Source organism: Duganella zoogloeoides (genome assembly GCF_034479515.1).
GTDB classification, from domain to species: domain Bacteria; phylum Pseudomonadota; class Gammaproteobacteria; order Burkholderiales; family Burkholderiaceae_D; genus Rugamonas; species Rugamonas zoogloeoides.
Genome location: NZ_CP140152.1, coordinates 250666 through 275832, shown reverse-complemented (window position 1 = coordinate 275832; position 25167 = coordinate 250666). Strand labels below are relative to the sequence as shown.

The following is a 25167-nucleotide window of genomic DNA, read 5'->3' as shown; positions in this document are numbered from 1 at the left end:
TCCGCATCGTGCCTGAAGGTGATATTTTTCCTTTCTCTCCAAGGAAACTATCGCATGCAACAAATGACAAGCACGAAGTGGTTGACGCTGTGGCCAGCATGTTGGCTGTTCATCCTGGGCCTGTTCGGCCAGGCCAACGCCGCTGAGATTGTCCCGACCAGAGATCCGGCCTGGTCGCAGTCGCTCAACGGCAACTGGTCATTCAAATACCTGCCCGGCCTGGACGCTGGCGCCGATGCGCAGTTCACCGCGCCCGGCTTCGACGTCGCGCGCTGGCAGACCATTCCGGTGCCGGCCAACTGGGAACTGCACGGCCATGCCGAGCCGTCGTATGGCGACAATCTCAAGGATGGCCTTGGCCTGTATCGCCGCACGTTCACGGTGCCGAAAAACTGGCAGGGGCGGCGCACCTTCCTGCGCTTCGACGGCGTGGCCTTCGGCTACCAGGTATGGGTCAACGGCAAGCTGGCCGGCGCGTCGTCGGCCAGCGCGTTCAATCGCCATACCTTCGATGTCACCGATTTGCTGCAAGACCGGAACATGGTAGCCGTGCGCGTGACCACCAAACCGCTCGGCTACGAATTCGACCTCAACGACGACTGGTCGCTGTCGGGGATTTATCGCGATGTAACCTTGATGTCGCTGCCGGACGTGCACATGCGTGACCTGACCACCACGACGTCGCTGCAAGATGGCGCTGCCCGACTTACGGTCGATGTGCAACTGAACGCCCCTGGTGCGATGGTACATGCCGAACTGTTTGATGCGAAGGGCAAACGCATTGCGCAGCAGGTGCTCAGGGGTGTCGCTACGCGTATTACCGCAGACCACGACCGCCTCAGCCTGGGCGCAACGCTACGCATCACCCAGCCGCAACTTTGGACCGCCGAAACGCCAACACTGTACCGCCTGGTGCTGAGCGTGAAGCAGCAAGGCAAAACCATACAGACCGTCGAGCAACGCGTCGGTCTGCGTGAAGTCAAGGTCGTCGGCAAGCAGTTGCTGGTCAACGGCAAGCCGGTCAAGCTGCGCGGCGTCAATCACCATGATCTCGATCCCGTCACCGGCCGCGCCGTGACCGAGGCGCAGATGCGGCAAGACCTGGCGCTGATGAAGCAGGCGAACGTCAACTACGTGCGCACGTCGCACTACCCGCCCCACCCGCGCCTGCTCGAACTCTGCGACGAACTCGGCTTTTATGTGATGGACGAGGTAGCCATCGGACACGGCGAAAAAAACCTCGACAATCCCGCCTACCGCGACAATATCCTGGCCCGCGCCCGCGCAACCGTCATGCGCGACAAGAACCATGCGTCGGTAATTATCTGGAGCATCGGCAACGAGAATCCGCACAACGACTTCGAGCTCGACGCCGGCCGGCTGGTCAAACAGCTCGATCCCACCCGGCCGATCACGCTGCCCAAGATCGGCAGCTATTTCGCCAAAAACTACGAGCAGATCCCGCCGTTCGTGGACCTGTACTCGCCGCACTACCCGAGCAACGCCACACTGACCGGCTACGCGTCCAAACTCATGCGCCCGACCATCCTGACCGAGTACGCGCACGGGCTGGGCCTGGCCAGCGACCGCATCCAGGACCAGTGGGCGATCCTGCAAGCGAACCCGGTATTCGCGGGCGGCTCGATCTGGCATTTCCACGACCAGGGCTTGCTGCGCCGGAGCAGCACGCCGGCCGATCCCGGCCAATCGACCCAGTACGCCTGGCGCGACGCCCACCAGTTCTACGACACCCACGGTCTCGACGGCGCCGACGGCCTGGTCTATGCCGACCGCACGCCGCAGGTGGATTTCTGGCAGATGCGCAAGGTGTATGCGCCGGTCCAGTTCGTCGAACGCACGGCGCGGGTAGCAGCCGGTCCGCAACGCGTCGCTGTCACGCTGGAAAACCGCCACGACTTTCGCAGCTTGCAGGGCATCACCCTGCACTGGGCTTTGCAACAGAACGGTGTGACGCGCCAGCAAGGCCAGCAAGCACTGTCGGCACCGGCGCGTTCCAGCCAGGCCACCACGATCGCGGTGGACATTCCGGCGCCGGCCGCGTCGCTCACCGATGTGCTGGTCGTGCAGCTGCGCGCGGTGGATGAACACGGCCTGCAAATCAATGAACGCAGCTTGCGCCTGCTGCGCGCGGCACCGTCTCAATTCGACTGGACCGCCGCTAAAGCGCCGGCCCCGGCGCCGGTGCTGGCAGACGAGGCCGGCGTGGTGTCCATTACCACGTCACAATGGGTGTTGAGCGTGCAACGCGCGACCGGTGCGCTGACGATCCGCGACCGCGCTGGCCGGGTGCTGGTCGATGGCCTCTACCCGCATGGCGGCCGCAAGTTCACCATGGCCGAGGCGCTGGGTGCGGCCAAGTCCGGCGCCTGGCCGGCGTCGATACTGGAACAGGCCGAGCAGCCGGTGATCCGGGCCGAGCAGCTTGGCGACCGCGTACGGCTGTCGGTGCAGGCGACGTATCGCTTGCCCAAGGTTGCTGCGGCGGTGGCGGATGCCTTACGCCTGCCCATGGCTGCACATGCGGCCACGGCGTCGGCGACTGCGGCGGCGACTGCGACGACAACGGCTGCGACGACTGCAGCGACGGCGACTGCGGCGGCGGCGGCGACTGCTGCAACGACAATGGCAACGCAAAAAAATGCATTACCCGACGACCTGCTGCCCACCGGCGACGCCATTGCCGCAATCAGCAAGGAGCAAGGTTTGAGCGGTGGTTACACGCTCGAGATCGATGGCAAGGGAGCGATTGCCGTCAGCTATGCGTATCGCCCGCTGGCGCCGGGCGCCATCGTCTCGGAAGCGGGCTTGTCGCTGGTGGCGCCGGCGGGCATCGGTGAGTTCCACTGGATCGGCCAGGGACCGTATGCCGGCTACCCGGGCAAGGATCAATTGAACGAATTCGGCGTGTACCACCAGAATCGCGCCGATCTGCGCTTTCAGGGCAACCGGCGCCAGACTGAATTGGCGGTCTTGTCGGACGCTGCCGGTGCTGGTTTTGCGCTGGCGCTGTCGGCCGCCGATGTGGCGGTCGAGCGCCACGGCGCGCGCACGCTGCTCAGTCACAACGCGGTCATCGGGGGCTTGGGGAATAAGGGAACCCAGCCGGAAACCATTGTCGCGCTGGACAAGGTGGAAGAAATCTCCGGCCGGTTCATGCTGCTGCCGCTGGCGGGCGCCTGGCCCGACACCTTGCAAGGCTGGGTGGGTGCGCCGGGTGCGGCGGGGGAAGTATTACAACCGTTTTTCCACAGTTACGATCAATAGCCCACGAGAGGAATCGGCGCATGGCCGATTCCTCTTGCCGTGTTAGCTACCTGCTGGGGTGGTGACGGCTGTTTTATTGTTTTTCTTCAACGCTTCGACTGCTGCTGCGTTAGCCAAGGTGGTATCGACGGTCCAGCTCACGCTGGTAGCGCCAGCATCGATGACCGGCGTAAAAGTAACAGTCTTGTCCTTGGAGTCAGTAGCGACGCCCTCGGCCAGCACCAGGGTGATGGTGCCTCCGGTAACGGAGCCGGAGGCCACTTCCTTGGTGGCCGTCACAGTCGGAACCCCATTCGAGCCGGACGTGCAATTGGTGACTGCGCCGCCAGCTTCCTGGGCGCACAGCGCCACGGCGGTTTTGGTCGCGTCCGCTGCTGCAAGGATGTTGGCGACTTTGGCCTTGACCGTGTAATTGCTGTAAGCAGGAATCGCGACAGCCGCCAGGATGCCGATAATGGCCACCACGATCATCAGTTCGATCAGGGTAAAGCCGGCCTGGGCCTGGGATTTCATGGACTTCATGTGTTTGAGGGATTTCATGGTTGCGTCTCCGGGGTTGAGATGGGTCAGTGTCACACCTGAGATATCGCAATCGCCGTGCCAGCTTTACGCCGGGGCAAACCATGCGGCGGCAGCACCAAAACTGCCGTTTTTTGTCAGTCGCGCTGGCGCGATTTGTCAGCGCTGACAATTTTCGTCAATCAAAAATGACAAAAGGGAGCACAGGGCTCCCTTTTGTTATGTTGCAGTAAAGCCTGTGATTACAGCATGGCTTTCAGCAGACGCGCCATTTCCGACGGGTTCTTGGTAACGGTGATGCCGCAAGCTTCCATGATTTCCAGTTTGGCTTGTGCGGTGTCAGCGCCGCCGGAGATCAGCGCGCCGGCGTGGCCCATGCGCTTGCCCGGAGGAGCGGTCACACCGGCGATGAAGCCGACCACTGGTTTTTTCATGTTGTCTTTGATCCAATAAGCCGCGTTGGCTTCGTCCGGACCACCGATTTCGCCGATCATGATGACCGCGTCGGTATCAGGATCGTCGTTGAACATCTTCATGACGTCGATGTGCTTCAGACCGTTGATCGGGTCGCCGCCGATACCAACTGCCGACGATTGGCCCAGGCCCAGTGCGGTCAGCTGACCCACTGCTTCATAGGTCAGGGTACCCGAACGCGACACGACGCCGATACGACCCTTTTTATGGATGTGACCTGGCATGATGCCGATCTTGATTTCGTCAGGGGTGATCAGGCCTGGGCAGTTAGGGCCCAGCAGCAGGGTTTTCGAACCGGCTTTGGCCATGCGGTCTTTCAGTGCCATCATGTCGCGCACTGGAATGCCTTCGGTAATGCAAATTGCCAGGTCCAGCTCGGCTTCTACGGCTTCCCAGATTGCGGCGGCTGCGCCTGCTGGTGGGACGTAGATGACCGACACGTTGGCGCCGGTTTCTTTTTTCGCTTCTGCAACGTTAGCGAAAATTGGAATGCCTTCGAAGTCTTCGCCGGCTTTCTTTGGGTTCACGCCTGCCACGAAGGCATTTTTGCCGTTCGCGTAGTCGCGGCAACCGCGGGTGTGGAATTGGCCGGTTTTACCGGTAATACCTTGGGTGACGACTTTGGTATCTTTATTGATCAGAATGGACATAGTGATTCCTTAATTAAGCTTGACCGGCAGCAGCTGCAACAACGCTCTTCGCTGCTTCTTCCATGGTGTCGGCTGCGATGATCGGCAGACCGGAATCGGCCAGCATCTTCTTGCCCAGATCTTCGTTGGTGCCCTTCATGCGCACGACCAGCGGCACGTTCAGCGACACGGCTTTCACTGCGGTGATCACGCCTTCGGCGATCACGTCGCAACGCATGATGCCACCGAAGATGTTCACCAGGATGGCTTTCAGGCCTGGGTTTTTCAGCATGATCTTGAAGGCTTCGGTCACTTTCTCAGCCGTGGCGCCACCGCCGACGTCGAGGAAGTTGGCCGGCTCGCCGCCGAACAGCTTGATGGTGTCCATGGTGGCCATGGCCAGGCCGGCGCCGTTCACCAGGCAGCCGATGTTGCCGTCGAGCGAGATGTAAGCGAGGTCGAATTTCGACGCTTCGACTTCAGCTGGATCTTCTTCGTCCAGATCGCGGTAAGCGACGATTTCCGGTTGACGGAACAGTGCGTTGGCATCGAAGTTGAACTTGGCGTCCAGGGCGATAACCTTGCCCGAACCGGTCAGGATCAGCGGGTTGATTTCGGCCAGCGACGAGTCGGTTTCCCAGTAGGCTTTGTACAGGCCTTGCAGGTTGGTGACGGCGTCAGGGATCGAGGCTTCTGGTACGCCGATCTTGGCGGCGATGCCGGCAGCTTCGGCGTCGGTCAGGCCGACTTTTGGATCGATGGCGATCGAGTGCAGCAGTTCCGGGTGCGATTCAGCCACTTCTTCGATGTCCATGCCGCCTTCCGACGAGGCCATCAGAACAACGCGCTGCGATACGCGGTCGGTGACCAGCGATACGTACAGTTCCTTGTTGATGTCTGCGCCTTCTTCGATCAGCAGGCGACGTACTTTTTGGCCTTCTGGACCGGTCTGGTGCGTGACCAGTTGCATGCCCAGGATTTGCTCGGAGAATTCTTTAACTTGTTCCAGCGATTTTGCGACTTTCACGCCGCCGCCTTTACCACGGCCACCGGCGTGGATTTGTGCTTTTACAACCCAGACCGGGCCGCCCAAGGTTTCAGCAGCTTTTACTGCCTCGTCGACGGACAGGCACGGAATACCGCGTGGTACCGTCACTCCGTATTTCCGGAGGATTTCTTTGCCTTGATACTCATGGATCTTCATGCTGGCTTCCCTTCTGATGCTGATGTGTAAAAATCGATTAAGACTGCGGAATAGTGTGATGCTCGGGTAAAACTATGGCCCGGTCGCTGATCGTACTGGCGGCAAGGCAAATCGGGGGGTGCATGAGGAGGGTGTAACCGGCATCGATACCATGCGGTCCGCCATGGCGTGTACACGCTCTGGCGGCGATCGCGCGCGTGCGGGACGCACGACGAGGAACAGGAATCGACAATGACATAAGATGAATACCGCTCGCGCGGCATGATTAGTTAGCAGCCCTGTACATTTCTCTTATAAAAAATATACGTTGTCGTAGCTTCTACGGACAACCACCGCACCCACGGTGCTGCAAAAACCGTAAAAGTGTAGCACACCCCAGACCGAGTTGATACGTGTCATATGACATCTGGCGATAAACCGTTGGCGCTGGCAGGGGTATTTACAGGCATTCACACTGGAAATATCGGCAATCACTGGTCGAAATCGGCCGTACCCTTCATGGCGGTGCGAATGGCGCGCTGGGAGAAGCCGCGTTGCAGCAGGAAGCGCATTTGCTTGTTGCGTCCTTCGGGGTCGGTGGCCACTTCGCCGAACTTGCGTTCCCAGATCTCGCAGCAGCGCGCGGTCTCGGTGTCGGCCAGGCTTTCCTTGAGGCCTTGCAGCGCTTCGCCCTGTACGCCGTGGCTTTGCAGCTCGGCCATGATGCGGGCGTTGCCAAAGCGGGCAGAACGGCGGTGGATCAGCGATTCGGAAAAACGTTCTTGCGACAGCCAGTTGTTTTTTTCGAGCAGGTCGAGCAAGGCGTCGATGTCGTCGGTGTCTTCGGCATAGCGTGCGAGCTTGCGTGACAGTTCGAGACGGCTGTGCTCGCGCTGGGACAGGTAGCGCAGGGCGCGACCTTTGAGGCTGAGGGGGGGACGGGGCATGGGGAACCTCTGAACTTTGAGGTGAGAACCGTCACCCTCGCGAAAGCGGGGGGGTGACGGCTCGACTGCTAACTGTTAAGACTTACGCCGCGTCAGCTTCGCCCTTGGAAGGCTTGAGCTTGACGACAGTATCAGGCTTTTCAGCGGCCACTGGCGCCAGTGGCGGCAGCGAGCGTACGCCCAGCGATTCGCGCACGCGGTTTTCGATTTCCCACGCCAGTTGCGGGCGCTCTTGCAGGAAGATGCGGGCGTTGTCCTTGCCTTGGCCGACGCGTTCGCCGTTGTAGCTGTACCACGAACCCGATTTCTCGACGATCTTCGCTTCCACGCCCAGGTCCAGGATTTCGCCTTCGCGCGAGGTGCCGGCGCCGTACAGGATGTCGAAGTGCGCTTCCTTGAACGGTGGCGCGATCTTGTTCTTGACGACCTTGACCTTGGTTTCGTTACCGATGACTTCGTCGCCGGACTTGATCGAACCGGTACGGCGGATGTCCAGGCGCACGGAGGCGTAGAACTTCAGCGCGTTACCGCCGGTGGTGGTTTCCGGGCTGCCGAACATGACGCCGATTTTCATGCGGATCTGGTTGATGAAGATGACCAGGGTGTTGGTGCGGTTGATCGAACCGGTAAGCTTGCGCAGTGCTTGCGACATCAAACGTGCCTGCAAACCTGGCAGCGAATCGCCCATGTCGCCTTCGATCTCGGCGCGCGGGGTCAGCGCGGCGACCGAGTCGATCACGACCATGTCCACCGAACCGGAACGCACCAGGGCGTCGCAGATTTCCAGCGCTTGTTCGCCGGTGTCCGGTTGCGAGATCAGCAGATCGCTCAGGTTGACGCCCAGCTTTTGCGCGTACGTGACGTCCAGTGCGTGCTCGGCGTCGATAAACGCGCAGGTGCCGCCCAGTTTTTGCATTTCCGCGATGGTTTGCAAGGTGAGCGTGGTTTTGCCCGAGGATTCAGGGCCGTAGATTTCCACCACGCGACCGCGCGGCAGGCCGCCGACGCCCAGCGCCACGTCCAGGCCCAGCGAACCGGTGGAGACCACCTGTACTTCTTCGATCGGCGCACTGGCATCCATGCGCATGACGGAACCTTTGCCGAACTGCTTCTCAATCTGAGCCAGCGCGGCGGCCAGCGCCTTGGCTTTCTCGGATGCGGGTACTACAGCTTTTTTATCGTCCATAATGTGCTTTCAACCAGTTGGTGGTGACAATTTGTCGGTACAGGTAGTACTGTATAAAAAAACAGTGATAAGCGCAAGCGCGATTTGATTGAAATGTCGATTAATTTTGGCGGCGCCCGGGCGCCGTGCAAAAATTCGCCAGCAAGCAAAAAATCCAACACAATACCGGCTTGAGTCTTTGCCCCAGTGCACCCGGAGTATCCACATGCGTATATTACTTGCCGAAGATGACGGCGTTCTCGCCGACGGGCTCACCCGCTCGCTGCGCCAGTCCGGCTACGCCATCGATTGCGTGCGCAACGGCCAGGAGGCCGATACCGCCCTCTCCACCCAGGAATTCGATCTGTTGATCCTCGACCTGGGCCTGCCCAAGCTGTCGGGTCTGGAAGTGCTGCGCCGCTTGCGCTCGCGCGGTTCGCTGCTGCCGGTGCTGATCCTGACCGCCGCCGATTCGATCGAGCAGCGTGTCAACGGCCTCGACCTGGGCGCCGACGACTACATGGCCAAGCCGTTTGCGCTGTCGGAACTCGAAGCGCGGGTGCGCGCCCTCACCCGCCGTGGCGCGGGCGGTGGCGCCACCGTGATCAAGCACGGTCCGCTGTCGTACGACCAGGTGGGCCGCAGCGCCTATATCAACGAGCAGATGCTGGACCTGTCGGCGCGCGAGCTGGGCTTGCTGGAAATTCTGCTGGCCCGCACCGGCCGCCTGGTTTCCAAGGAGCAACTGGTCGATCACCTGTGCGAATGGGGAGAAGAGGTGAGCAACAACGCCATCGAGGTGTATGTGCACCGGCTGCGCAAGAAGATCGAGGTGGGCGGCGTGCGCATCGTCACCGTGCGCGGCCTCGGCTATTGCCTGGAAAAATATTCTGAAGCGAAGGCTGTCGCCGTCGACGCCGGAGACGCGGTCAAGTGAGCGACCGGGCGGCCGACGCGGGAGACGACGCCCCCGAGTACCAGCCGCCTGTCGTCGAGCCCGACGAGAGCATGCAACGCTCGCTGTTCGGCGAGATCCTCGACTGGATGCTGGCGCCGCTGCTGCTGCTGTGGCCGATGAGCATCGCGATTACGTACCTGGTGGCCAAGTCGATCGCCAACCAACCGTTCGACCATGCGCTGGAAGACAGCGTGACCGTGCTGGCGCAGCAGGTGCGCTCGGTCGATGGCAAGCTGATCCGTGGTTTGTCCGGCGCCGCGCGCGACATCCTGCGCGCCGACGATGTCGATAACATCTATTTCCAGATCCTCGGGCCGCGCGGCGACGCCATCGACGGCGACCGCGACCTGCCCCACCCCGGCAGCGATCCCGACGAAGACCAGGCCCGCGCCGGCAGCGTGCGCTTCCGCAACGACACCATGCACGGCACGCCGGTGCGCGTCGCCTACATCCACATCCGCGTCGAACCCAGCGACAGCGCCCCCTCGCCCCATCCGCCGCTGGCGCTGGTACAAGTGGCCGAAACACTGGAAAAGCGCGCCCAGCTCGCCAACGAGATCATCAAGGGCGTGATCCTGCCGCAGTTCATCATCCTGCCCATCGTGCTGGCCCTGGTGTGGTTTGCGCTGTCGCGCGGGCTCTCTCCGTTGGCGCAGTTGCAGGAACGCATACGCGCACGCGGGTCGGACGACCTCAGCCCCATCGCGGCTAACCTGGTGCCGGAGGAAATTTCGCCGCTGGTCGGTTCGCTCAACGAAATGCTCGAACGGCTAGGCCACACCATCGAGATGCAAAAACGCTTTATTGCCGACGCCGCGCACCAGATGCGCACGCCGCTGGCCGGCATGCGCATGCAGTCCGAGCTGGCGCTGCGCCAGACCGACAGCGACGAAATCCACCGCTCGCTCGAGCAACTGGCCAAGAGTTCGGAATCGGCCACGCGGCTGGTCAACCAGCTGCTGGCCCTGGCCCGCGCGGAAAACCAGCCGCAGGCTGGCTCCAGCATGGTGCAACTGGAGCTGTCGGCGCTGGCGCGCAGCACCGTGCACGACTGGGTGCAAGCGTCGTTCGTCCAGCAGATCGACCTCGGCTACGAAGAGCCGCCGGCACCGGTGCACATCGCCGGCGATCCGACCATGCTGCGCGAGCTGCTGTCCAACCTGATCGACAACGCGCTGCGCTACACGCCGGCCGGCGGCAGCGTTACCGTGCGGGTGCGCGTCGATATCGACGACCATGCGCTGCTGGAAGTGGAAGACACGGGCCCCGGCATTCCGCCGGCCGAGCGCACCCGCGTGTTCGAGCGGTTTTACCGCATCCTCGGCAACACTGCCGAAGGCAGCGGCCTGGGCCTGGCCATCGTGCGCGAAATCGCCCAGCAGCACGGCGCCGAAGTGGATGTATTCAACAATCCGCGCGCACAACTGGCCAAGCTGCCGGGCAGCCTGTTCCGCCTGACCTTCCCGCTGCCAGCCGATCCGCCAGATGCGCCCGATGAGGCGCCCCACTTTGGTTAACCAGGGATAAAGCATGGATAAAACCATCCGCCGCCACCACTGGCAGCAAACCCGCCGCATGACCGGCTGGTTATTGCTGCTGTGGCTGATCACCACGTTTTGCGCGGCGTTTTTTGCGCGCGAACTGAACAACCTGTCGATCTTCGGCTGGCCGCTGTCGTTTTATCTCGCCGCGCAAGGCGCCTCGCTGGTGTACCTGGCCATCATCGGCTTCTATGCCTGGCGCATGCGCCGGCTCGACCGCCAGGCCCGTGCCGCAGCCAGGATCAAACCATGACAGAGCGCAGCTTCGCCAGCAAACTACGGCGCTACTACCTGCTGTTTACCGCCGGCTTCGGCGGTTTTTTGCTTTCCCTCACGCTGCTGGAACAGGAAGGCATGCCGCGCATCTGGATCGGCTACCTGTTCATGTTTGCCACCATCGTGCTGTACGCGATCTTGGGGGTGCTGAGCCGCACGTCCAACGTGCTTGAATACTACGTGGCGGGGCGCAAAGTGCCGGCCATGTTCAACGGCATGGCCACTGCTGCCGACTGGATTTCGGCAGCGAGCTTCATCAGCCTGGCGGGCGGCCTGTACCTGCACGGCTTTGATGGCCTCGCCTACATCATGGGCTGGACCGGCGGCTACGTGCTGGTCGCCTTGCTGATCGCGCCGTACCTGCGCAAGTTTTGCCAGTACACGATTCCCGATTTCCTCGCCATGCGCTTCGGCGGCGTTGGGGGAGCGAATGGCGAAGACAACCCGGCCGGGCGCGTGGTGCGCATCATGGCGGTCATGGCTACCATCATCGTCTCGTTTACGTACGTGGTGGCGCAGATTTACGCGGTGGGGCTGATCACCTCGCGCTTTACGGGCGTCGATTTTTCCGTGGGGATTTTCCTGGGACTGGCGTCGATCCTGGTCTGTTCGTTCCTGGGCGGCATGCGGGCGATTACCTGGACCCAGGTGGCGCAGTACATCATCATCCTGGTCGCCTTTTTGTTGCCGGCGATCTGGATGTCGGTCAAGCTCAGCGACAATCCGATCCCGCAAGTAGCCTACGGCAAGCTGCTGCCCAAGCTCAGCGCGCGCGAGGCGGTATTGCAGGCCGATCCGAAAGAAGCCGAGGTGCGCACCATCTTCCAGCAGCGCGCCGACGATTACCAGCAGCGGCTCGACAACTTGCCCGCCTCGTGGGAAGCGGGCCGGCGCGACGCCCAGCGCCGGCTCGACCAGGTGAAAACCCGCAACGCCTCGCTGCTCGACATCCGCAGCGCCGAACGGGCGCTGATCGCCTACCCGAAGAACCCGGAAATCGCTGCCAGCGAATGGACCGAAGCCCATGCCTACAACCTGGCCCGGGCCCGTCCGATCAACCCGCACGCAGAACCGTATGCGGGCGACGCGGAAACCTCCGCCATCAAGCGCAACAACTTCGTCGCACTGGTCTTCTGCCTGATGCTGGGGACCGTCGCGCTGCCCCACATCCTGATGCGCGCCTACACCACGCCGTCGGTGCACGAGACGCGGCAGTCGATGGTGTATGCACTGTTCTTCATCCTGCTCATCTACCTGACCATTCCGGCGATGGCGGTCCTGGTGAAATACGATATTTATACGGCGCTGGTCGGCAGCGACTTCAACCACCTGCCCGGCTGGGTGTCGTACTGGGCCAATGTCGATAAACTGACGCCGCTGTTCAGCATCACCGACGTCAACCGCGACGGCGTGGTGCAACTGGCCGAAATCACCATCGACGCCGACGTGCTGGTGCTCGCCGCGCCCGAAATCGCCGGGTTGCCGTACGTGGTCTCGGGCCTGGTGGCCGCTGGCGGCCTGGCTGCGGCGCTGTCAACCGCCGACGGCCTGCTGCTGGCGATTTCCAATGCGCTGTCGCACGACATCTATTACAAGATCGTCGACCGCCACGCGTCCACCCAGAAACGGGTGACGATTTCCAAGCTGCTGCTGCTCGGCGTGGCCTTTATTGCCGCCTACGCGGCCTCGCAGCGGCCCGGCGACATCATCTCGCTGGTCGGTGCGGCGTTCTCGCTGGCCGGCTCGACCCTGTTCCCGGCGCTGGTGCTGGGCGTGTTCTGGAAGCGCGCCAACCACCAGGGCGCCGTGGCCGGCATGATCGCCGGCTTTGCCGTGTGCCTGTACTACATGTTGCACGCCAACCCGGTGCTGGGCGGCAGCGTTACCGGCCAGTGGTTCCATATCGCACCCACGTCGGCGGGGATTTTCGGCGTGCCGGCGGGGCTCCTGGTAATGGTGGTGGTGAGCCTGCTGACGCCGCCACAAGACTCACAGACGAGTGCGCTAGTGGACTATATTCGTGCGCCTGAGAAATAATTTCATGGCTTTTATGATATCTGGATGGTATTGTTGAGAGCTTAACAATTTCTCTCGATCACCATGTGCTCCACCCGAGTTTTCGCACGCTGCGCCCGCTACACAGTACTGGCCGCTGTTGTGGCCAACGCCGCGCTTGCCACGCTGGCGCGCGCCGCCGAGTCGGCGCCAGCCACGGTCGCCCAACGGCCGCCGATCGCCGACTTCTTTGAAAACCCCGAGTTCAGCGGCGCCCTGCTCTCGCCCACCGGCAAATACCTGGCGGTGCGCATCGGCAGCAAGGACCAGCGCGACCGCCTGGCGGTGGTTACGCTGGCCGACACCAGCGTCAAGGTGGTGGCCACCTTTGGCGATGCCGACATTGGCAGCTTCCAGTGGGTCAATGACGAGCGACTGGTGTTTACCGCCACCGACCGCACCGTGGGCCAGGGCGACGCGCGCTATGGTCCGGGCCTGTACGCGATCAACCGCGATGCCAGCAAGTTCATCCAGCTGGCCAGCCGCAGCGGCAAGTCGCTGTTTACCGGCGGCAGCATGATACGCAACCGCGACATGTTGCCGGCCAATACCTATCTGCTGGGCCAGAAGGCCGCGCAGGACAGCGAGTTCGTGTACGTGGTGCGTCCCGAGATGTCGGGGGCCAGCCAGGTGCACGAGACGGGCCTGCTTCGCCTCAACACCCTGACCGGGCGGGCCACGCCGGTGACCGGCGCCCCCGATGACAGCAAGCGGTGGCTGCTCGACGACAAGGGCGAGCCGCGCATCGTCACCACGTCCAAAAAAGGCATCAGCACGATCCAGTACCGCGATCCCGCCACCAGCACCTGGCGCGAACTGGCCACGTACAACACCTATACCGGCGGCAAGGACGGATTCTCGCCACGCGCCTTCGGCCCGGACGGCACGCTGTACGTGGTCACCCACGCCGGCAAGGACACCACGTCGCTGCATAAATACGACCTGGCCACCAACCAGGTGGCGCCGCAGCCGCTGGTACAGATCGACGGCTACGACTTTAGCGGCGGCCTGGTCACTGCCAACGGCAAGCTGCTCGGCGTGCGCTACCTGGCCGATGCCAGCGGCACCACCTGGTTCGACGCCGGCATGCAGGCGATGCAGGAAAAGATCGACGCCATGCTCCCCAACACCGTCAACCTGCTGAGCGTGCCCACCCGGTCCGAAACGCCGTGGGTGCTGGTGATTGCCTATGCCGACCAGTTCCCGTCGCGCACCCTGCTCTACAACAGCGAGACCGGCAGTTTGACCACGGTGGGCGGCAGCCATCCGAAGATCAAGCCCGAACAGATGGCGCGCCAGACCCTGGTGCACTACAAGGCCCGCGACGGCCTGACCATTCCGGCGTGGCTCACCTTGCCCAAGGGCGGCGGCAAGAACCTGCCGCTGGTGGTGCTGGTGCACGGCGGCCCGCATGTGCGCGGCAATACCTGGGGCTGGAACGCGGACAGCCAGTTCCTGGCCTCGCGCGGCTACGCGGTGCTGGAACCCGAATATCGCGGCAGCACCGGCTTCGGCGTCAGCCACTTCCGCGCCGGCTGGAAGCAATGGGGCCTGAAAATGCAGGACGATATCGCCGACGGCGCACGCTGGGTGATTGCCCAGGGCACGGCAGATCCCAAACGCATCTGCATTGCCGGCGCCAGCTATGGCGGCTATTCCACCTTGATGGGCCTGATCAACGACAAGGACTTGTACCAGTGCGGCATCAACTGGGTGGGCGTGACCGACATCAACATGATGTACGACGGCCACTGGAACTTCGCGTCCGACCTCTCCGAGACCTGGAAGCAGTACGGTATGCCGCAACTGGTCGGCGACCAGGTCAAGGATGCCGACCAGTTCAAGGCCACGTCGCCGCTGCTGCGCGCAGCCGAGATCAAGCAGCCGCTGCTGCTGGCCTACGGCGGCGCCGACCGCCGCGTGCCGCTGCCGCATGGCACCAAGTTCTACAAGGCTGTCAGGCAGACCAATCCGAACGTGGAATGGGTCGAATACGAAGAAGAAGGCCACGGCTGGGCGCTGCCGAAGAACCGCATCGACTTCTGGGGCCGGGTGGAGAAATTCCTCGACAAGCATATCGGCCAGGCTGGTGCCGCAGCAGCCGTGACCGGGACCGGGAACGCACCTGGAGCCGCGCAATGAGGGCGCTCAATACAGCGTTGACGGGGTTGACAGCGCTACTGTTGCTGGCAGTCCCGATGGCAGAGGCTGTCTCCAGCCCGGCGCCAGCCGCGCCGCCGCCGATTGCCAGCTTCTTCAGCAACCCCGCCTTCAACGGCGCCATGCTCTCGCCGAACGGCCGCTACCTGGCCGCCTTCACCGGCGCCAGGGACCGGCGCGACGGCCTGGCGGTGGTGGACCTGACCACGATGGAAGCGGCCATGGTGGCGCAGTTCCGCGATACCGATATCGGCCAGGCGCGCTGGGTCAACAACGAGCGGCTGCTGTTTTCCACCGTGGACCGCACCCAGGGCCGGCGCGACGTGCGCTTTGCGCCCGGCGTGTTTGCGGTCAACCGCGACGGCAAGCAGTTCCGCCAGCTGGCCAAGCGCAACGAACAGTTCATCCGCGCCGGCGGCGACCGCGACGACATGCTGCCGTGGCATACATTCATGCTGGACCAGGACGGTCCGCAAACCGGCGACGACGTCTATGTGACCGACGCCGGCATCATCGCGCCCGGCATCCTGGTTTCGCAAGACCTGGTGCGCGTCAACACCCGCAACGGCCTGTCGCGCCCGGTTGATCATCCCGGCACGGCGCAGGACTGGCTGCTCGACCACCAGGGCGAACCGCGCCTGGTGGAAACGCTGGACCAGAACATCCAGAAAATCCAGTACCTCGACCCGGTCACCGGCGCCTGGCGCGTGCTGGCCAGTTTCAACGCCTACACCGCCAACAGGAACAGCTTTTCGCCGCTGGCGTTCGGGCCGGACGGCAGCCTGTACGTGGTGGCCAACGGCGGCCAGGACCTGAGCGCGCTGTACCAATACGACCTCAAGAACAACAAGCTGGGCCAGCGCCTGGTCACACTCGATGGTTTCGACTTTCAGGGCCACCTGGTGATCAGCAACGACAAGCTGCTGGGCGTGCGTGGCGATGGCGACGCCGAGGGCTCGGTGTGGTTCGATCCCGGCATGCAGGCGCTGCAACAGAAAATCGACGCCAGGCTGCCGGGCCTGGTCAACCTGGTGACCCCGCCCAAGCGGCCGGAAACGCCGTGGGTGCTGGTGGAATCGTACTCGGACCGGCAGCCGCGCCGCTTCCTGGTGTTCAACACCGAGACCGGCAAGATGAGCGAAGTGGGCAATGTGGCGCCCGCGATCAAGGCGTCCGCCATGGGCACGCGCGACCTGGTGCAGTACACCGCGCGCGACGGCCTGACCATTCCCGCCTGGCTGACCTTGCCGCCGGGTAGCAAGGACAAGAATTTGCCGATGGTGGTGCTGGTCCACGGCGGCCCGTTCATGCGCGGCGATAACTGGAACTGGAACGCCAACGCCCAGTTCCTGGCCTCGCGCGGCTACGCGGTGCTGGAACCGGAGTTTCGCGGCAGCACCGGCCACGGCAACGCCCACTTCATGGCCGGCTGGAAGCAATGGGGCCTGAAAATGCAGGACGACATTGCCGACGGCACGCGCTGGGCGATTGCCCAGGGCACGGCCGACGCCAAACGCATCTGCATTGCCGGCGCCAGCTATGGCGGCTATTCGACCCTGATGGGCCTGATCAACGATCCCGACCTCTACAAGTGCGGCATCAACTGGATCGGCGTTACCGATATCGACCTGATGTACGACAGCGGCTGGCGCTACAGCTCGGACATGTCGGCCGGCTGGAAGCAATACGGCATGCCCGAGCTGGTGGCCGACCAGGTCAAGGATGCGGCGCAGATCCAGGCCACGTCGCCGCTGCGGCGCGCGGCCGAGATCCGCCAGCCGCTGCTGCTGGCCTACGGCGGCGCCGACGTGCGCGTGCCACTGAACCACGGCATCAAGTTTTACGACGCCGTCAAGAAGACCAATCCGAACGTCGAATGGGTCGAGTACGAAGAGGAAGGCCACGGCTGGGCGCTGCCGAAGAACCGCATCGACTTCTGGGGCCGGGTGGAAAAATTCCTCGACAAGCAGATCGGCGCGGGCGGCTAGCAGGCGCTAAGAGGCGTATAGTCAGGTTTCTTCATACGGAGGAGACAGCATGACGTCAGGCAAAATCCTGGTAGCGCAAGGGGGCGGACCCACCGCCGTGATCAACCAGTCTCTGGCCGGCGTGGTGCTCGAAGCACGGCGCTTTCGCGACTGCACCCGCGTCTATGGCGCCATGCACGGCGTGCGCGGCATCATCGACGAGAACCTGGTGGATTTAACGCGCGAAACCAGTCAGAACCTGGAGATGGTGGCCGCCACGCCGTCGTCGGCGCTCGGCTCCACCCGCGACAAGCCCGATATGGCCTATTGCGCCGAAATCTTCAAGGTGCTGCGCGCCCACGAGATCGAACAGTTTTACTATATCGGCGGCAACGATTCGTCCGACACCGTGCGCATCGTCAGCGAGCAGGCGCAACAGGCCAACTACGCGCTGCGCTGCATCCACATCCCCAAGACCATCGACAACGACCTGGTGGGCAATGACCACACGCCGGGATTTCCGTCCGCCGCGCGCTTCGTCGCGCAAGCGTTTGCCGGCGCCAACCTCGACAATGCCGCCCTGCCCGGTGTGTACGTGGGCGTGGTGATGGGCCGCCACGCCGGTTTCCTCACCGCCGCTGCCGCGCTAGGCAAAAAATTCCCGGACGACGGCCCGCACCTGATCTACCTGCCCGAACGGGTGTTTTCGCTCGACCAGTTCCTGCGCGACGTCAAAGACGTGTATGCGCGTTACGGGCGCTGCGTGGTGGCGGTATCGGAGGGCATCCACGACGCCTCGGGCGCGGCGATCGCCACCTTGCTGTCGCAGGAAGTCGAGCGCGACGCCCATGGCAATGTGCAACTGTCGGGCACCGGTGCGCTGGCCGATTTGCTGTGCGACGAGATCAAGGCCAAGCTTGGCATCAAGCGCGTGCGCGGCGATACCTTCGGCTATTTGCAGCGCTCGTTCATTGGCTGCGTCTCGGACGTCGATCAGCGCGAGGCGCGCGAAGTGGGAGAAAAAGCGGTGCAGTTCGCCATGTGGGGCGACCGCGACGGCTCGGTCGCCATCAAGCGCACCGGCTTCTATTCGGTCGATTACGAATTGCAGGCCTTGCAGGACGTGGCCGGCAAGACTCGGGTGATGGAGGACGAGTTCATCAGTGCCTGCGGCACGGATGTGACCGATGCGTTCAGGATGTACCTGCGCCCGCTCTTGGGCTCGGGGATGCCCGATGCGTTCCGGCTAAGGCCGGCGCCGGTGAAGAAGATACTCAAGCCCTAGAGCCGTATATGAATATACTTTTTCGATTATCTGGCTTGATATAAAAAGTATTTACATTTACGGGATAGCCATGGGACGCACGCGGATCGAGCAGGCAGACTTCCCTACGCTGGTCTGCGAACGGCTCAAGGAGTGGGGTTTGAGTATCAGAAAGCAGCGGGTGGCCCAGGGCATACTGGCAGTGGACTTGTGCAGCAGATTGGGCATCTCGCATCCGACACTGCGCCGACTTGAACTTGGTGAACCAACCATCGGCGCCGTCCATTACTTGTCGGCACTGCATGTGCTGGGGATCATGGAAATGACGGCGCCGCAACCTGATCCCACCCTCTGGCGCATGAACACCGAAGCACCGCGTGCGCGCGCTTCAAACAAACATGATGATGAGTACTTCTGATCGAAGCTCCCGGCTGCTGTACGTGTACTTGCAGCGCCCCGATAACGGGCAGTGGGTCGTGGTCGCAAGATAAAAGCAGCAAGCTACCCCAGGCTGGCAGAAGAACTGCGCCGCATCGGTGCTCCAATGGAAGACTGGAAAGAACTGTTCGGCCGCATGGTATTTAATGCGATGGTGAGAAACGACGACGATCATTGCCGCAACCACGCCGTGTACTACAGGGAGCGTGACGGCGCATGGCGCCTGTCGCCAGCGTTCGACCTTGTCCCCAGCACGGACGACACGCCGACATCGCTGCAACTTCAATTGAGCAGGGGGAGCCGGGAGATTTCGAGGGCATCGGTGCTGGCCGATTACCGGCGCTTCGGCTTTCACGATAGCGAGGAGGCACAGCGTTTCATGGACATCCTGATCAAGCGGATTACGGACACTTTCGATCTCATTCGGGATCTGCTGCCGCCCGACATGGTCACGGTCATCGCGCTGCGCGTCCAGGCCAACAGGGCCTTGCTGATGGGTAGGAGCTAAAAAAAAGCACGCCGCAGCGTGCTTTAATTTTTTCGACAAATAAAACTTACACCACGATAGTCTGGTGCTCGTCACCCACGCGCGCGCGGATCTTGCCGATGGTGTACACGGTTTCGCCAGCCGCTTCCAGCTGGGCAATCGCTGCTGCGGCGTTCTCTTGCGAGACGATCACGGTCATGCCGATGCCGCAATTGAACACGCGGTGCATTTCAGCGTCGGCCACGCCGCCGTGCTGTTGCAGCCAGGTGAACAGTGGTGGCATGGTCCACGATTTGCCGTCCAGCTCGGCGACCAGGCCAGGCTGCAGCACGCGTGGGATGTTTTCGACCAGGCCGCCACCGGTGATGTGGACCATGCCTTTGACTTCCAGCGACGCCATCAGCGCCAGCAGCGGCTTGACGTAGATGCGGGTAGGCTGCATCAGCACGTCGGCGAGTTTACGGCCGTGGAAGTCGCCTTCCAGGTCAGGTTTCGCTACTTCGATGATTTTGCGCACCAGCGAGTAACCGTTGGAGTGCACGCCCGACGACGCCAGGCCCAGGATCACGTCGCCCGGGGCGATCTTGGTGCCGTCGATGATCTGCGATTTTTCCACCGCGCCCACCGCGAAACCGGCCAGGTCGTATTCGCCGGCCGGGTACATGCTTGGCATTTCAGCGGTTTCGCCGCCGATCAGCGCGCAACCGGCTTGTTCGCAACCCTGGGCGATGCCCTTGATGACGTCGGTGGCGATGGCCACGTCGAGCTTGCCGCAGGCGAAATAGTCGAGGAAAAACAGCGGCTCGGCGCCCTGCACCAGGATGTCGTTGACGCTCATGGCCACCAGGTCGATGCCGACCGTGTCGTGACGGTTCAGCTCGAATGCCAGCTTGAGCTTGGTGCCCACGCCGTCGGTGCCCGAGACCAGGACCGGCTCCTTGAACTTCTTGCTGATCTCAAACATGGCGCCGAAACCACCGAGGCCGCCCAACACGCCTTCGCGCAGGGTGCGCTTGGCAAATGGCTTGATCGCTTCGACTAAGGCGTCACCTGCATCGATATCGACGCCGGCGTCACGGTAGGACAGGGAAACATTTGAAGGTTGGCTCATGGTGTATTTCGCAGCGGAGGCGGTAAAATAGAAGGCGGAGACCGTTTTTATGGCCCGGTCAATCCGCTATTTTATCAAACTGCCCCGTCAAAATCCCTTTTTATGCCATTTGCCGCCATTTTTCTGCTCGTGGAAGCGAAAACAAACAGCGTTTCGGCCAGTTGTGGGGGCGGCACATTCTATAATGCATGACGTTAACAAGAAAAAATGACAAGTACGACGTTATGCAGATGATGGGACCACCATGAAGCAGCTGGTGCTCGACTTGGGCGCGGACCAGCCGCACAGTCTCGACGCGTTCGAGGTTGGCCAAAATGCCGAGGCGATGGCGCTGCTGGCCCAGTTCGCCTCGCGCACGGCGCGCGAGCACTTCGCCTATCTCTGGGGCAATGCCGGCGTGGGCAAGACCCACCTGTTGAAAGCGCTGGCCTCGGCGGGCGGCGAAGCCGAGCAGCTGCGCGCGCGCTACATTTCGCCGTTCTCGATCGAAACCGAATTCGTCTATTCCCCCGACGTTGACCTGTACCTGCTCGACGACTGCGAAAAGCTGTCGCCGGTCGCCCAGATCGACGCCTTTGCCCTGTTTAACGAAATCCGCGCCAACAACGCCTTCATGGTCTGCAGCGGTGCGGTGGCCCCGGCAGTGTTGCCGGTGCGCGAGGATTTGCGCACCCGCATGGGCTGGGGCCTGATCTACCAGGTGCATGGCTTGACCGACGATGAAAAGGTCGCCGCGCTGGGCGCAGCGGCCACCGCGCGCGGCTTGACGCTGTCGCCGGGCGTGATACCCTACCTCTTATCTCATTTCCAGCGAGACATGAGTTCCCTGTCGACCATGCTCGATTCGCTGGATCAATATTCACTGGAAACCCAACGCCCGATCACGCTGCCGCTGTTGCGCGAGTGGTTGCAGGCGGAAGCAAAAGAATGAAAAAACTCGCCTTATTTGACCTCGACCACACCCTGCTGCCCATCGATTCCGACCACGAGTGGGGCGAGTTCCTGGTCCGCCTCGGCGCTGTCGATGCCGTCGAATTCGCCCGCCGCAACGATGCCTTCTACGCCCAGTACCAGGCCGGCACCATCGACCCGGTCGAGTACCTGGAGTTCGCGCTGGGCACGCTGGCGCAGTTCCCACGCGCCAAACTGGACGAGATGCGCGCACAATTCATGACCGAGGTGGTCGTGCCCAACATCCGCCCGGCCGCGCTGGCGCTGCTCAAACAGCACCAGGATGCCGGCGATCTGGTCGCCATCGTCACGGCCACCAACCATTTCGTCACCGAGCCGATCGCCCGTGCGCTGGGCGTGGAGCACCTGATCGCCGCCATGCCCGAGTTGGACGCGGACGGCAACGTCACCGGCCGCCTGCTGGGCACGCCCACCCAAGGCAAGGGCAAGATCACCCATACCGAGGCGTGGCTGGCCAAGATGGGCAAGACTTTCGCCGATTTCGACACGGTCCACTTCTACAGCGACTCGCACAACGACCTGCCCCTGATGTCGCTGGTGAGCCACCCGGTGGCCACCAATGCCAACGCCACCCTGAAAACGCACGCCACCGCCCAAGGCTGGCAACTGATTGAACTGTTCAATGATTAAGAAACTGATCCGCAAAATCCTGGGCACCAAGACCAAGGTGCGCGACACCAATACCCCCGTGGTACTGGGTCCGGACGCGCATGGCATCGATCCGAAACTGCTGTCGAACAACGCGGTACGCGTCACCAGCACCTTGCAGGAAGCGGGCTTCGAAGCGTTCGTGGTGGGCGGCGCGGTGCGCGACCTGCTGCTGGGCGTCAAACCCAAGGACTTCGACATCGCCACCAACGCCACGCCGGAGCAGGTCCGAAAACTGTTCCGCCGCGCGTTCATCATCGGCAAGCGGTTCCAGATCGTGCACGTGATGTTCGGCCAGGACTTGCTGGAGGTGACCACCTTCCGTGGCACCACGTCGGACAACGCGCCCAAGGATGAACATGGCCGCGTCCTGCGCGACAACACCTTCGGCTCGCAGGCGGAGGACGCTGTGCGGCGCGACTTCACCATCAACGCCATGTACTACAACCCGGCGAACCAGCAGGTACTCGACTACCACGGCGGCATCGAAGACATCCGCGCGAAAACCCTGCGCATCATCGGCCAGCCCGAAGCGCGCTACCGCGAAGACCCGGTGCGCATGCTGCGCGTGGTCCGCTTTGCGGCCAAACTGAAATTCACGATCGAACCGACCACCGCTGCGCCGATCGCGCTGATGGCGCCGCTGATCGACAACGTGCCGGCCGCGCGCGTGTTCGACGAAATGCTCAAGCTGCTGATGAGCGGCCACGCGCTGGCCTGCCTGCAGCAGCTGCGCAAGGAAGGCTTGCACCACGGCCTGCTGCCGCTGCTCGACGTGGTGCTGGAACAGCCGATGGGCTTCAAGTTCGTCACGCTGGCGCTGGACTCGACCGACGCGCGCATCGCCGCTGGCAAGACCGTTTCGCCGGGCTTCCTGTTTGCGTCCCTGCTGTGGCATCAGGTGCTGGAAAAATGGACGGCGTACCGCGCCGCCGGCGAGCAGACCATTCCCGCGCTGCACCTGGCCGCCGACGACGTGCTCGATTCGCAAACCGAAAAGCTGGCGCTGCAACGCAAGATCGGCACCGACATGCGCGACATCTGGTCGATGCAACCACGCTTCGAGCGCCGCACCGGCAAGGCCCCGCACAAGCTGCTCGAACACCTGCGCTTCCGCGCCGGCTACGACTTCCTGCTGCTGCGCTGCGCGTCGGGCGAAATCGATGCCGAACTCGGTGAATGGTGGACCGCGTTCTACGAATCCGATGAAGCCGGCCGCGAGGCGCTGATCGCCAGCGCCAGCCGGGCGCCGCGTCCACCGCGTGCTGCTGGTGCTGGTGCTGGTGGCGCCGGTGCTGCCGGTGGTTCGCGTGCAGGTGGTTCGCGTGCCGGCGGTTTCAGTGCTGCCGGTGCCCCGGATGCCGCTGGCGCAACCGGAGACGATGATTACGCCGATGCGCCGGCCCGCACCGGCGAAGCGCCCAAGCGCAAGCGTGCGCCACGCCGCAGCCGCGCCCGTGGTCATGCGGCCGCTGCCGAAAGCGGCACGCCCGGTGCCGGCAATGGTGGCAACGGCGGCAATGGCGGCGCCGGCGGCGCGGGTTCCGATCACGACTGAGTGCAGTCATGAGCATCATCGCCAAACCGGATGAAGGCGGCTTCGCCTTCACCATCGCCTACATCGGCATCGGCGCCAACCTTGGCGACGCCCGCGCCAACGTGGCCGACGCCTTCGAGCGCCTGCAAAAGCTCGCGGGCTGCACGCTGATGGCCACCTCCAGCCTGTACCGCACGGCCCCCATCGACTCCAGCGGCGACGACTACATCAACGCAGTGGCGCGCATCGCCACCACGCTCGATGCCGCAGCGCTGCTGCGCGGCCTGCACGCCATCGAACAGGCGCACGGGCGCGAGCGTCCCTACCGCAACGCCCCGCGCACGCTGGACCTGGACCTGCTGCTGTATGGCGACGCCGTGATCGACACCCCGGCCTTGAGCGTGCCGCATCCGCGCATCACCGAGCGCGCCTTCGTGCTGGTGCCGCTGCTCGAACTGGCCCCGGCCATCCATATTCCCGGTCGCGGCGCGGCGCACGATTATCTTGCCGCCGTGGCCGACCAGGCTATTTCCCCTCTTTAGCTTCCCGGGCAGCGGCCAGCGCTTACCGCTACACTAGCGCCGTCTGCCCCCATTTTTAAAGGATTACCATGTCTGGTTATTTGCAAGGAAACGAACTGGCCGCGAGCCAAAAGCCCGCCGCCAACGTGCCCGCACCTGCACCGGCCAAGTCGGCCGCCACCAAGGCAGTGACCATCCACACGCTGGCCGAGCTGCGCGCACGCGGCGAGAAAATCGCCATGCTCACCTGCTACGATGCCAGCTTCGCCTCGCTGATGGACCGCTGCGGCGTCGAGATACTACTGATCGGCGACTCGCTGGGCATGGTCTGCAATGGCCACCCGTCAACGCTGCCGGTCACGGTGGCCGAACTGGCTTACCACACCGCCGCTGTCGCGCGCGGCAGCAAGTCGGCAATGGTCATGGCCGACCTGTCGTTCGGTTCGTACGGCACGCCCGAAACCGCGTACCACAACGCCGTGCAGCTGATGCAGGCAGGCGCCCACATGATCAAGATCGAAGGCGGCGCGTGGCTGGCCGACACCGTGCGCTTCCTGACCGAGCGCGGTGTGCCGATCTGCGCCCACCTGGGCCTGACCCCGCAATCGGTGCACCAGCTGGGCGGCTACAAGGTGCAAGGCAAAACCGCCGACAGCGCCGAACTGTTGAAGCGCGACGCCATGGCCCTGCAAGCGGCAGGCGCCGCCGTGGTGCTGCTCGAAGCCATCCCCGCCGCGCTGGGCAAGGAAGTGACCGACCTGCTGACCGTGCCCACCATCGGCATCGGCGCGGGTCCCGACTGCTCGGGCCAGGTGCTGGTGATGCACGACCTGCTCGGCGTCTTCCCCGGCCGCAAGGCGCGCTTCGTGAAAAACTTCATGGACGGCCAGACCAGCATCGACGGCGCCATCACCGCGTACGTCAGCGCGGTGAAGGACGGCAGCTTCCCGGCGCTCGAACACTGCTTCTGAACTTCGGGGTCAGTGCCGACATTCGGACACGAGCTCTGCTTTTAATGGTCGAGTCTGTG

General features: G+C 63.0%; 21 protein-coding genes. 15 read left to right on the top strand and 6 right to left on the bottom strand.

What is annotated here, in order from left to right; translation table 11 throughout:
- The first annotated feature begins 54 nt into the window (after positions 1-54).
- Positions 55-3285, top strand: a complete 3231-nt coding sequence (locus SR858_RS01250; RefSeq protein ID WP_084670111.1) for a glycoside hydrolase family 2 TIM barrel-domain containing protein — start codon at positions 55-57, stop codon at positions 3283-3285.
- 42 nt (positions 3286-3327) lie between these two features.
- Here SR858_RS01250 and SR858_RS01245 read toward each other — a convergent pair whose 3' ends face one another.
- The 5 genes from SR858_RS01245 to recA form a co-directional block, all read right to left on the bottom strand.
- The gene (locus SR858_RS01245; RefSeq protein ID WP_304438330.1) at positions 3328-3825 is read right to left on the bottom strand and encodes a pilin; all 498 of its coding nucleotides are present in this window, start codon (positions 3823-3825) and stop codon (positions 3328-3330) included.
- 221 nt (positions 3826-4046) lie between these two features.
- Positions 4047-4928, bottom strand: coding sequence for a succinate--CoA ligase subunit alpha (sucD, locus tag SR858_RS01240; RefSeq protein ID WP_019923788.1), 882 nt, complete (start codon positions 4926-4928; stop codon positions 4047-4049).
- A gap of 13 nt (positions 4929-4941) precedes the next feature.
- Positions 4942-6111 (bottom strand): ADP-forming succinate--CoA ligase subunit beta, encoded by a 1170-nt coding sequence (gene sucC, locus SR858_RS01235; protein WP_026637624.1) that lies wholly within the window; start codon positions 6109-6111, stop codon positions 4942-4944.
- A gap of 470 nt (positions 6112-6581) precedes the next feature.
- The gene (gene recX / locus SR858_RS01230) at positions 6582-7037 is read right to left on the bottom strand and encodes a recombination regulator RecX (protein ID WP_019923785.1); all 456 of its coding nucleotides are present in this window, start codon (positions 7035-7037) and stop codon (positions 6582-6584) included.
- 82 nt (positions 7038-7119) lie between these two features.
- On the bottom strand, positions 7120-8223 hold the full coding sequence (recA, locus tag SR858_RS01225; RefSeq protein WP_019923784.1) for a recombinase RecA: 1104 nt from the start codon (positions 8221-8223) through the stop codon (positions 7120-7122).
- Positions 8224-8428: 205 nt separating this feature from the next.
- On the opposite strand from recA, the gene SR858_RS01220 reads away from it, so the two are divergent.
- The 9 genes from SR858_RS01220 (at position 8429) to SR858_RS01180 (ending at position 19369) form a co-directional block, all read left to right on the top strand.
- Entirely contained in the window at positions 8429-9139 is a 711-nt protein-coding gene (locus SR858_RS01220; protein ID WP_019923783.1) for a response regulator, read from the top strand.
- Complete coding sequence (locus SR858_RS01215) at positions 9136-10677, top strand: sensor histidine kinase (RefSeq protein WP_019923782.1); 1542 nt, start codon at positions 9136-9138, stop codon at positions 10675-10677. Before SR858_RS01220 ends, SR858_RS01215 begins: the two co-directional genes overlap by 4 nt.
- A gap of 13 nt (positions 10678-10690) precedes the next feature.
- Complete coding sequence (locus SR858_RS01210) at positions 10691-10954, top strand: DUF4212 domain-containing protein (RefSeq protein ID WP_019923781.1); 264 nt, start codon at positions 10691-10693, stop codon at positions 10952-10954.
- On the top strand, positions 10951-13014 hold the full coding sequence (locus tag SR858_RS01205; RefSeq protein WP_019923780.1) for a sodium:solute symporter family protein: 2064 nt from the start codon (positions 10951-10953) through the stop codon (positions 13012-13014). Before SR858_RS01210 ends, SR858_RS01205 begins: the two co-directional genes overlap by 4 nt.
- Positions 13015-13077: 63 nt before the next feature.
- Positions 13078-15174 (top strand): S9 family peptidase, encoded by a 2097-nt coding sequence (locus SR858_RS01200; protein ID WP_154820043.1) that lies wholly within the window; start codon positions 13078-13080, stop codon positions 15172-15174.
- Between the two features lie 56 nt (positions 15175-15230).
- Positions 15231-17180 carry an alpha/beta hydrolase family protein gene (locus SR858_RS01195; protein ID WP_019923778.1) on the top strand — a complete coding sequence of 650 codons (1950 nt, stop codon included), beginning with the start codon at positions 15231-15233 and terminating at the stop codon, positions 17178-17180.
- Between the two features lie 49 nt (positions 17181-17229).
- Positions 17230-18444: a 6-phosphofructokinase gene (locus SR858_RS01190; protein ID WP_019923777.1), complete on the top strand. Its 1215-nt coding sequence runs from the start codon at positions 17230-17232 to the stop codon at positions 18442-18444.
- Between the two features lie 70 nt (positions 18445-18514).
- Positions 18515-18841, top strand: a complete 327-nt coding sequence (locus SR858_RS01185; protein ID WP_019923776.1) for a helix-turn-helix domain-containing protein — start codon at positions 18515-18517, stop codon at positions 18839-18841.
- A gap of 51 nt (positions 18842-18892) precedes the next feature.
- The gene (locus SR858_RS01180) at positions 18893-19369 is read left to right on the top strand and encodes a HipA domain-containing protein (protein ID WP_084670109.1); all 477 of its coding nucleotides are present in this window, start codon (positions 18893-18895) and stop codon (positions 19367-19369) included.
- Positions 19370-19415: 46 nt separating this feature from the next.
- On the opposite strand, the gene purM is transcribed toward SR858_RS01180, so the two are convergent.
- Positions 19416-20459, bottom strand: a complete 1044-nt coding sequence (purM, locus tag SR858_RS01175) for a phosphoribosylformylglycinamidine cyclo-ligase (protein WP_019923774.1) — start codon at positions 20457-20459, stop codon at positions 19416-19418.
- Between the two features lie 244 nt (positions 20460-20703).
- On the opposite strand from purM, the gene hda reads away from it, so the two are divergent.
- The 5 genes from hda (at position 20704) to panB (ending at position 25108) form a co-directional block, all read left to right on the top strand.
- Positions 20704-21390 carry a DnaA regulatory inactivator Hda gene (hda, locus tag SR858_RS01170; protein WP_019923773.1) on the top strand — a complete coding sequence of 229 codons (687 nt, stop codon included), beginning with the start codon at positions 20704-20706 and terminating at the stop codon, positions 21388-21390.
- The gene (locus SR858_RS01165; RefSeq protein ID WP_019923772.1) at positions 21387-22061 is read left to right on the top strand and encodes a histidinol-phosphatase; all 675 of its coding nucleotides are present in this window, start codon (positions 21387-21389) and stop codon (positions 22059-22061) included. Before hda ends, SR858_RS01165 begins: the two co-directional genes overlap by 4 nt.
- The gene (pcnB, locus tag SR858_RS01160; RefSeq protein ID WP_019923771.1) at positions 22054-23637 is read left to right on the top strand and encodes a polynucleotide adenylyltransferase PcnB; all 1584 of its coding nucleotides are present in this window, start codon (positions 22054-22056) and stop codon (positions 23635-23637) included. The genes SR858_RS01165 and pcnB overlap by 8 nt, the downstream gene beginning before the upstream one ends.
- An 8-nt stretch (positions 23638-23645) precedes the next feature.
- The gene (folK, locus tag SR858_RS01155; RefSeq protein ID WP_019923770.1) at positions 23646-24158 is read left to right on the top strand and encodes a 2-amino-4-hydroxy-6-hydroxymethyldihydropteridine diphosphokinase; all 513 of its coding nucleotides are present in this window, start codon (positions 23646-23648) and stop codon (positions 24156-24158) included.
- 68 nt (positions 24159-24226) lie between these two features.
- Complete coding sequence (gene panB / locus SR858_RS01150) at positions 24227-25108, top strand: 3-methyl-2-oxobutanoate hydroxymethyltransferase (protein WP_019923769.1); 882 nt, start codon at positions 24227-24229, stop codon at positions 25106-25108.
- Positions 25109-25167: the final 59 nt, after the last annotated feature.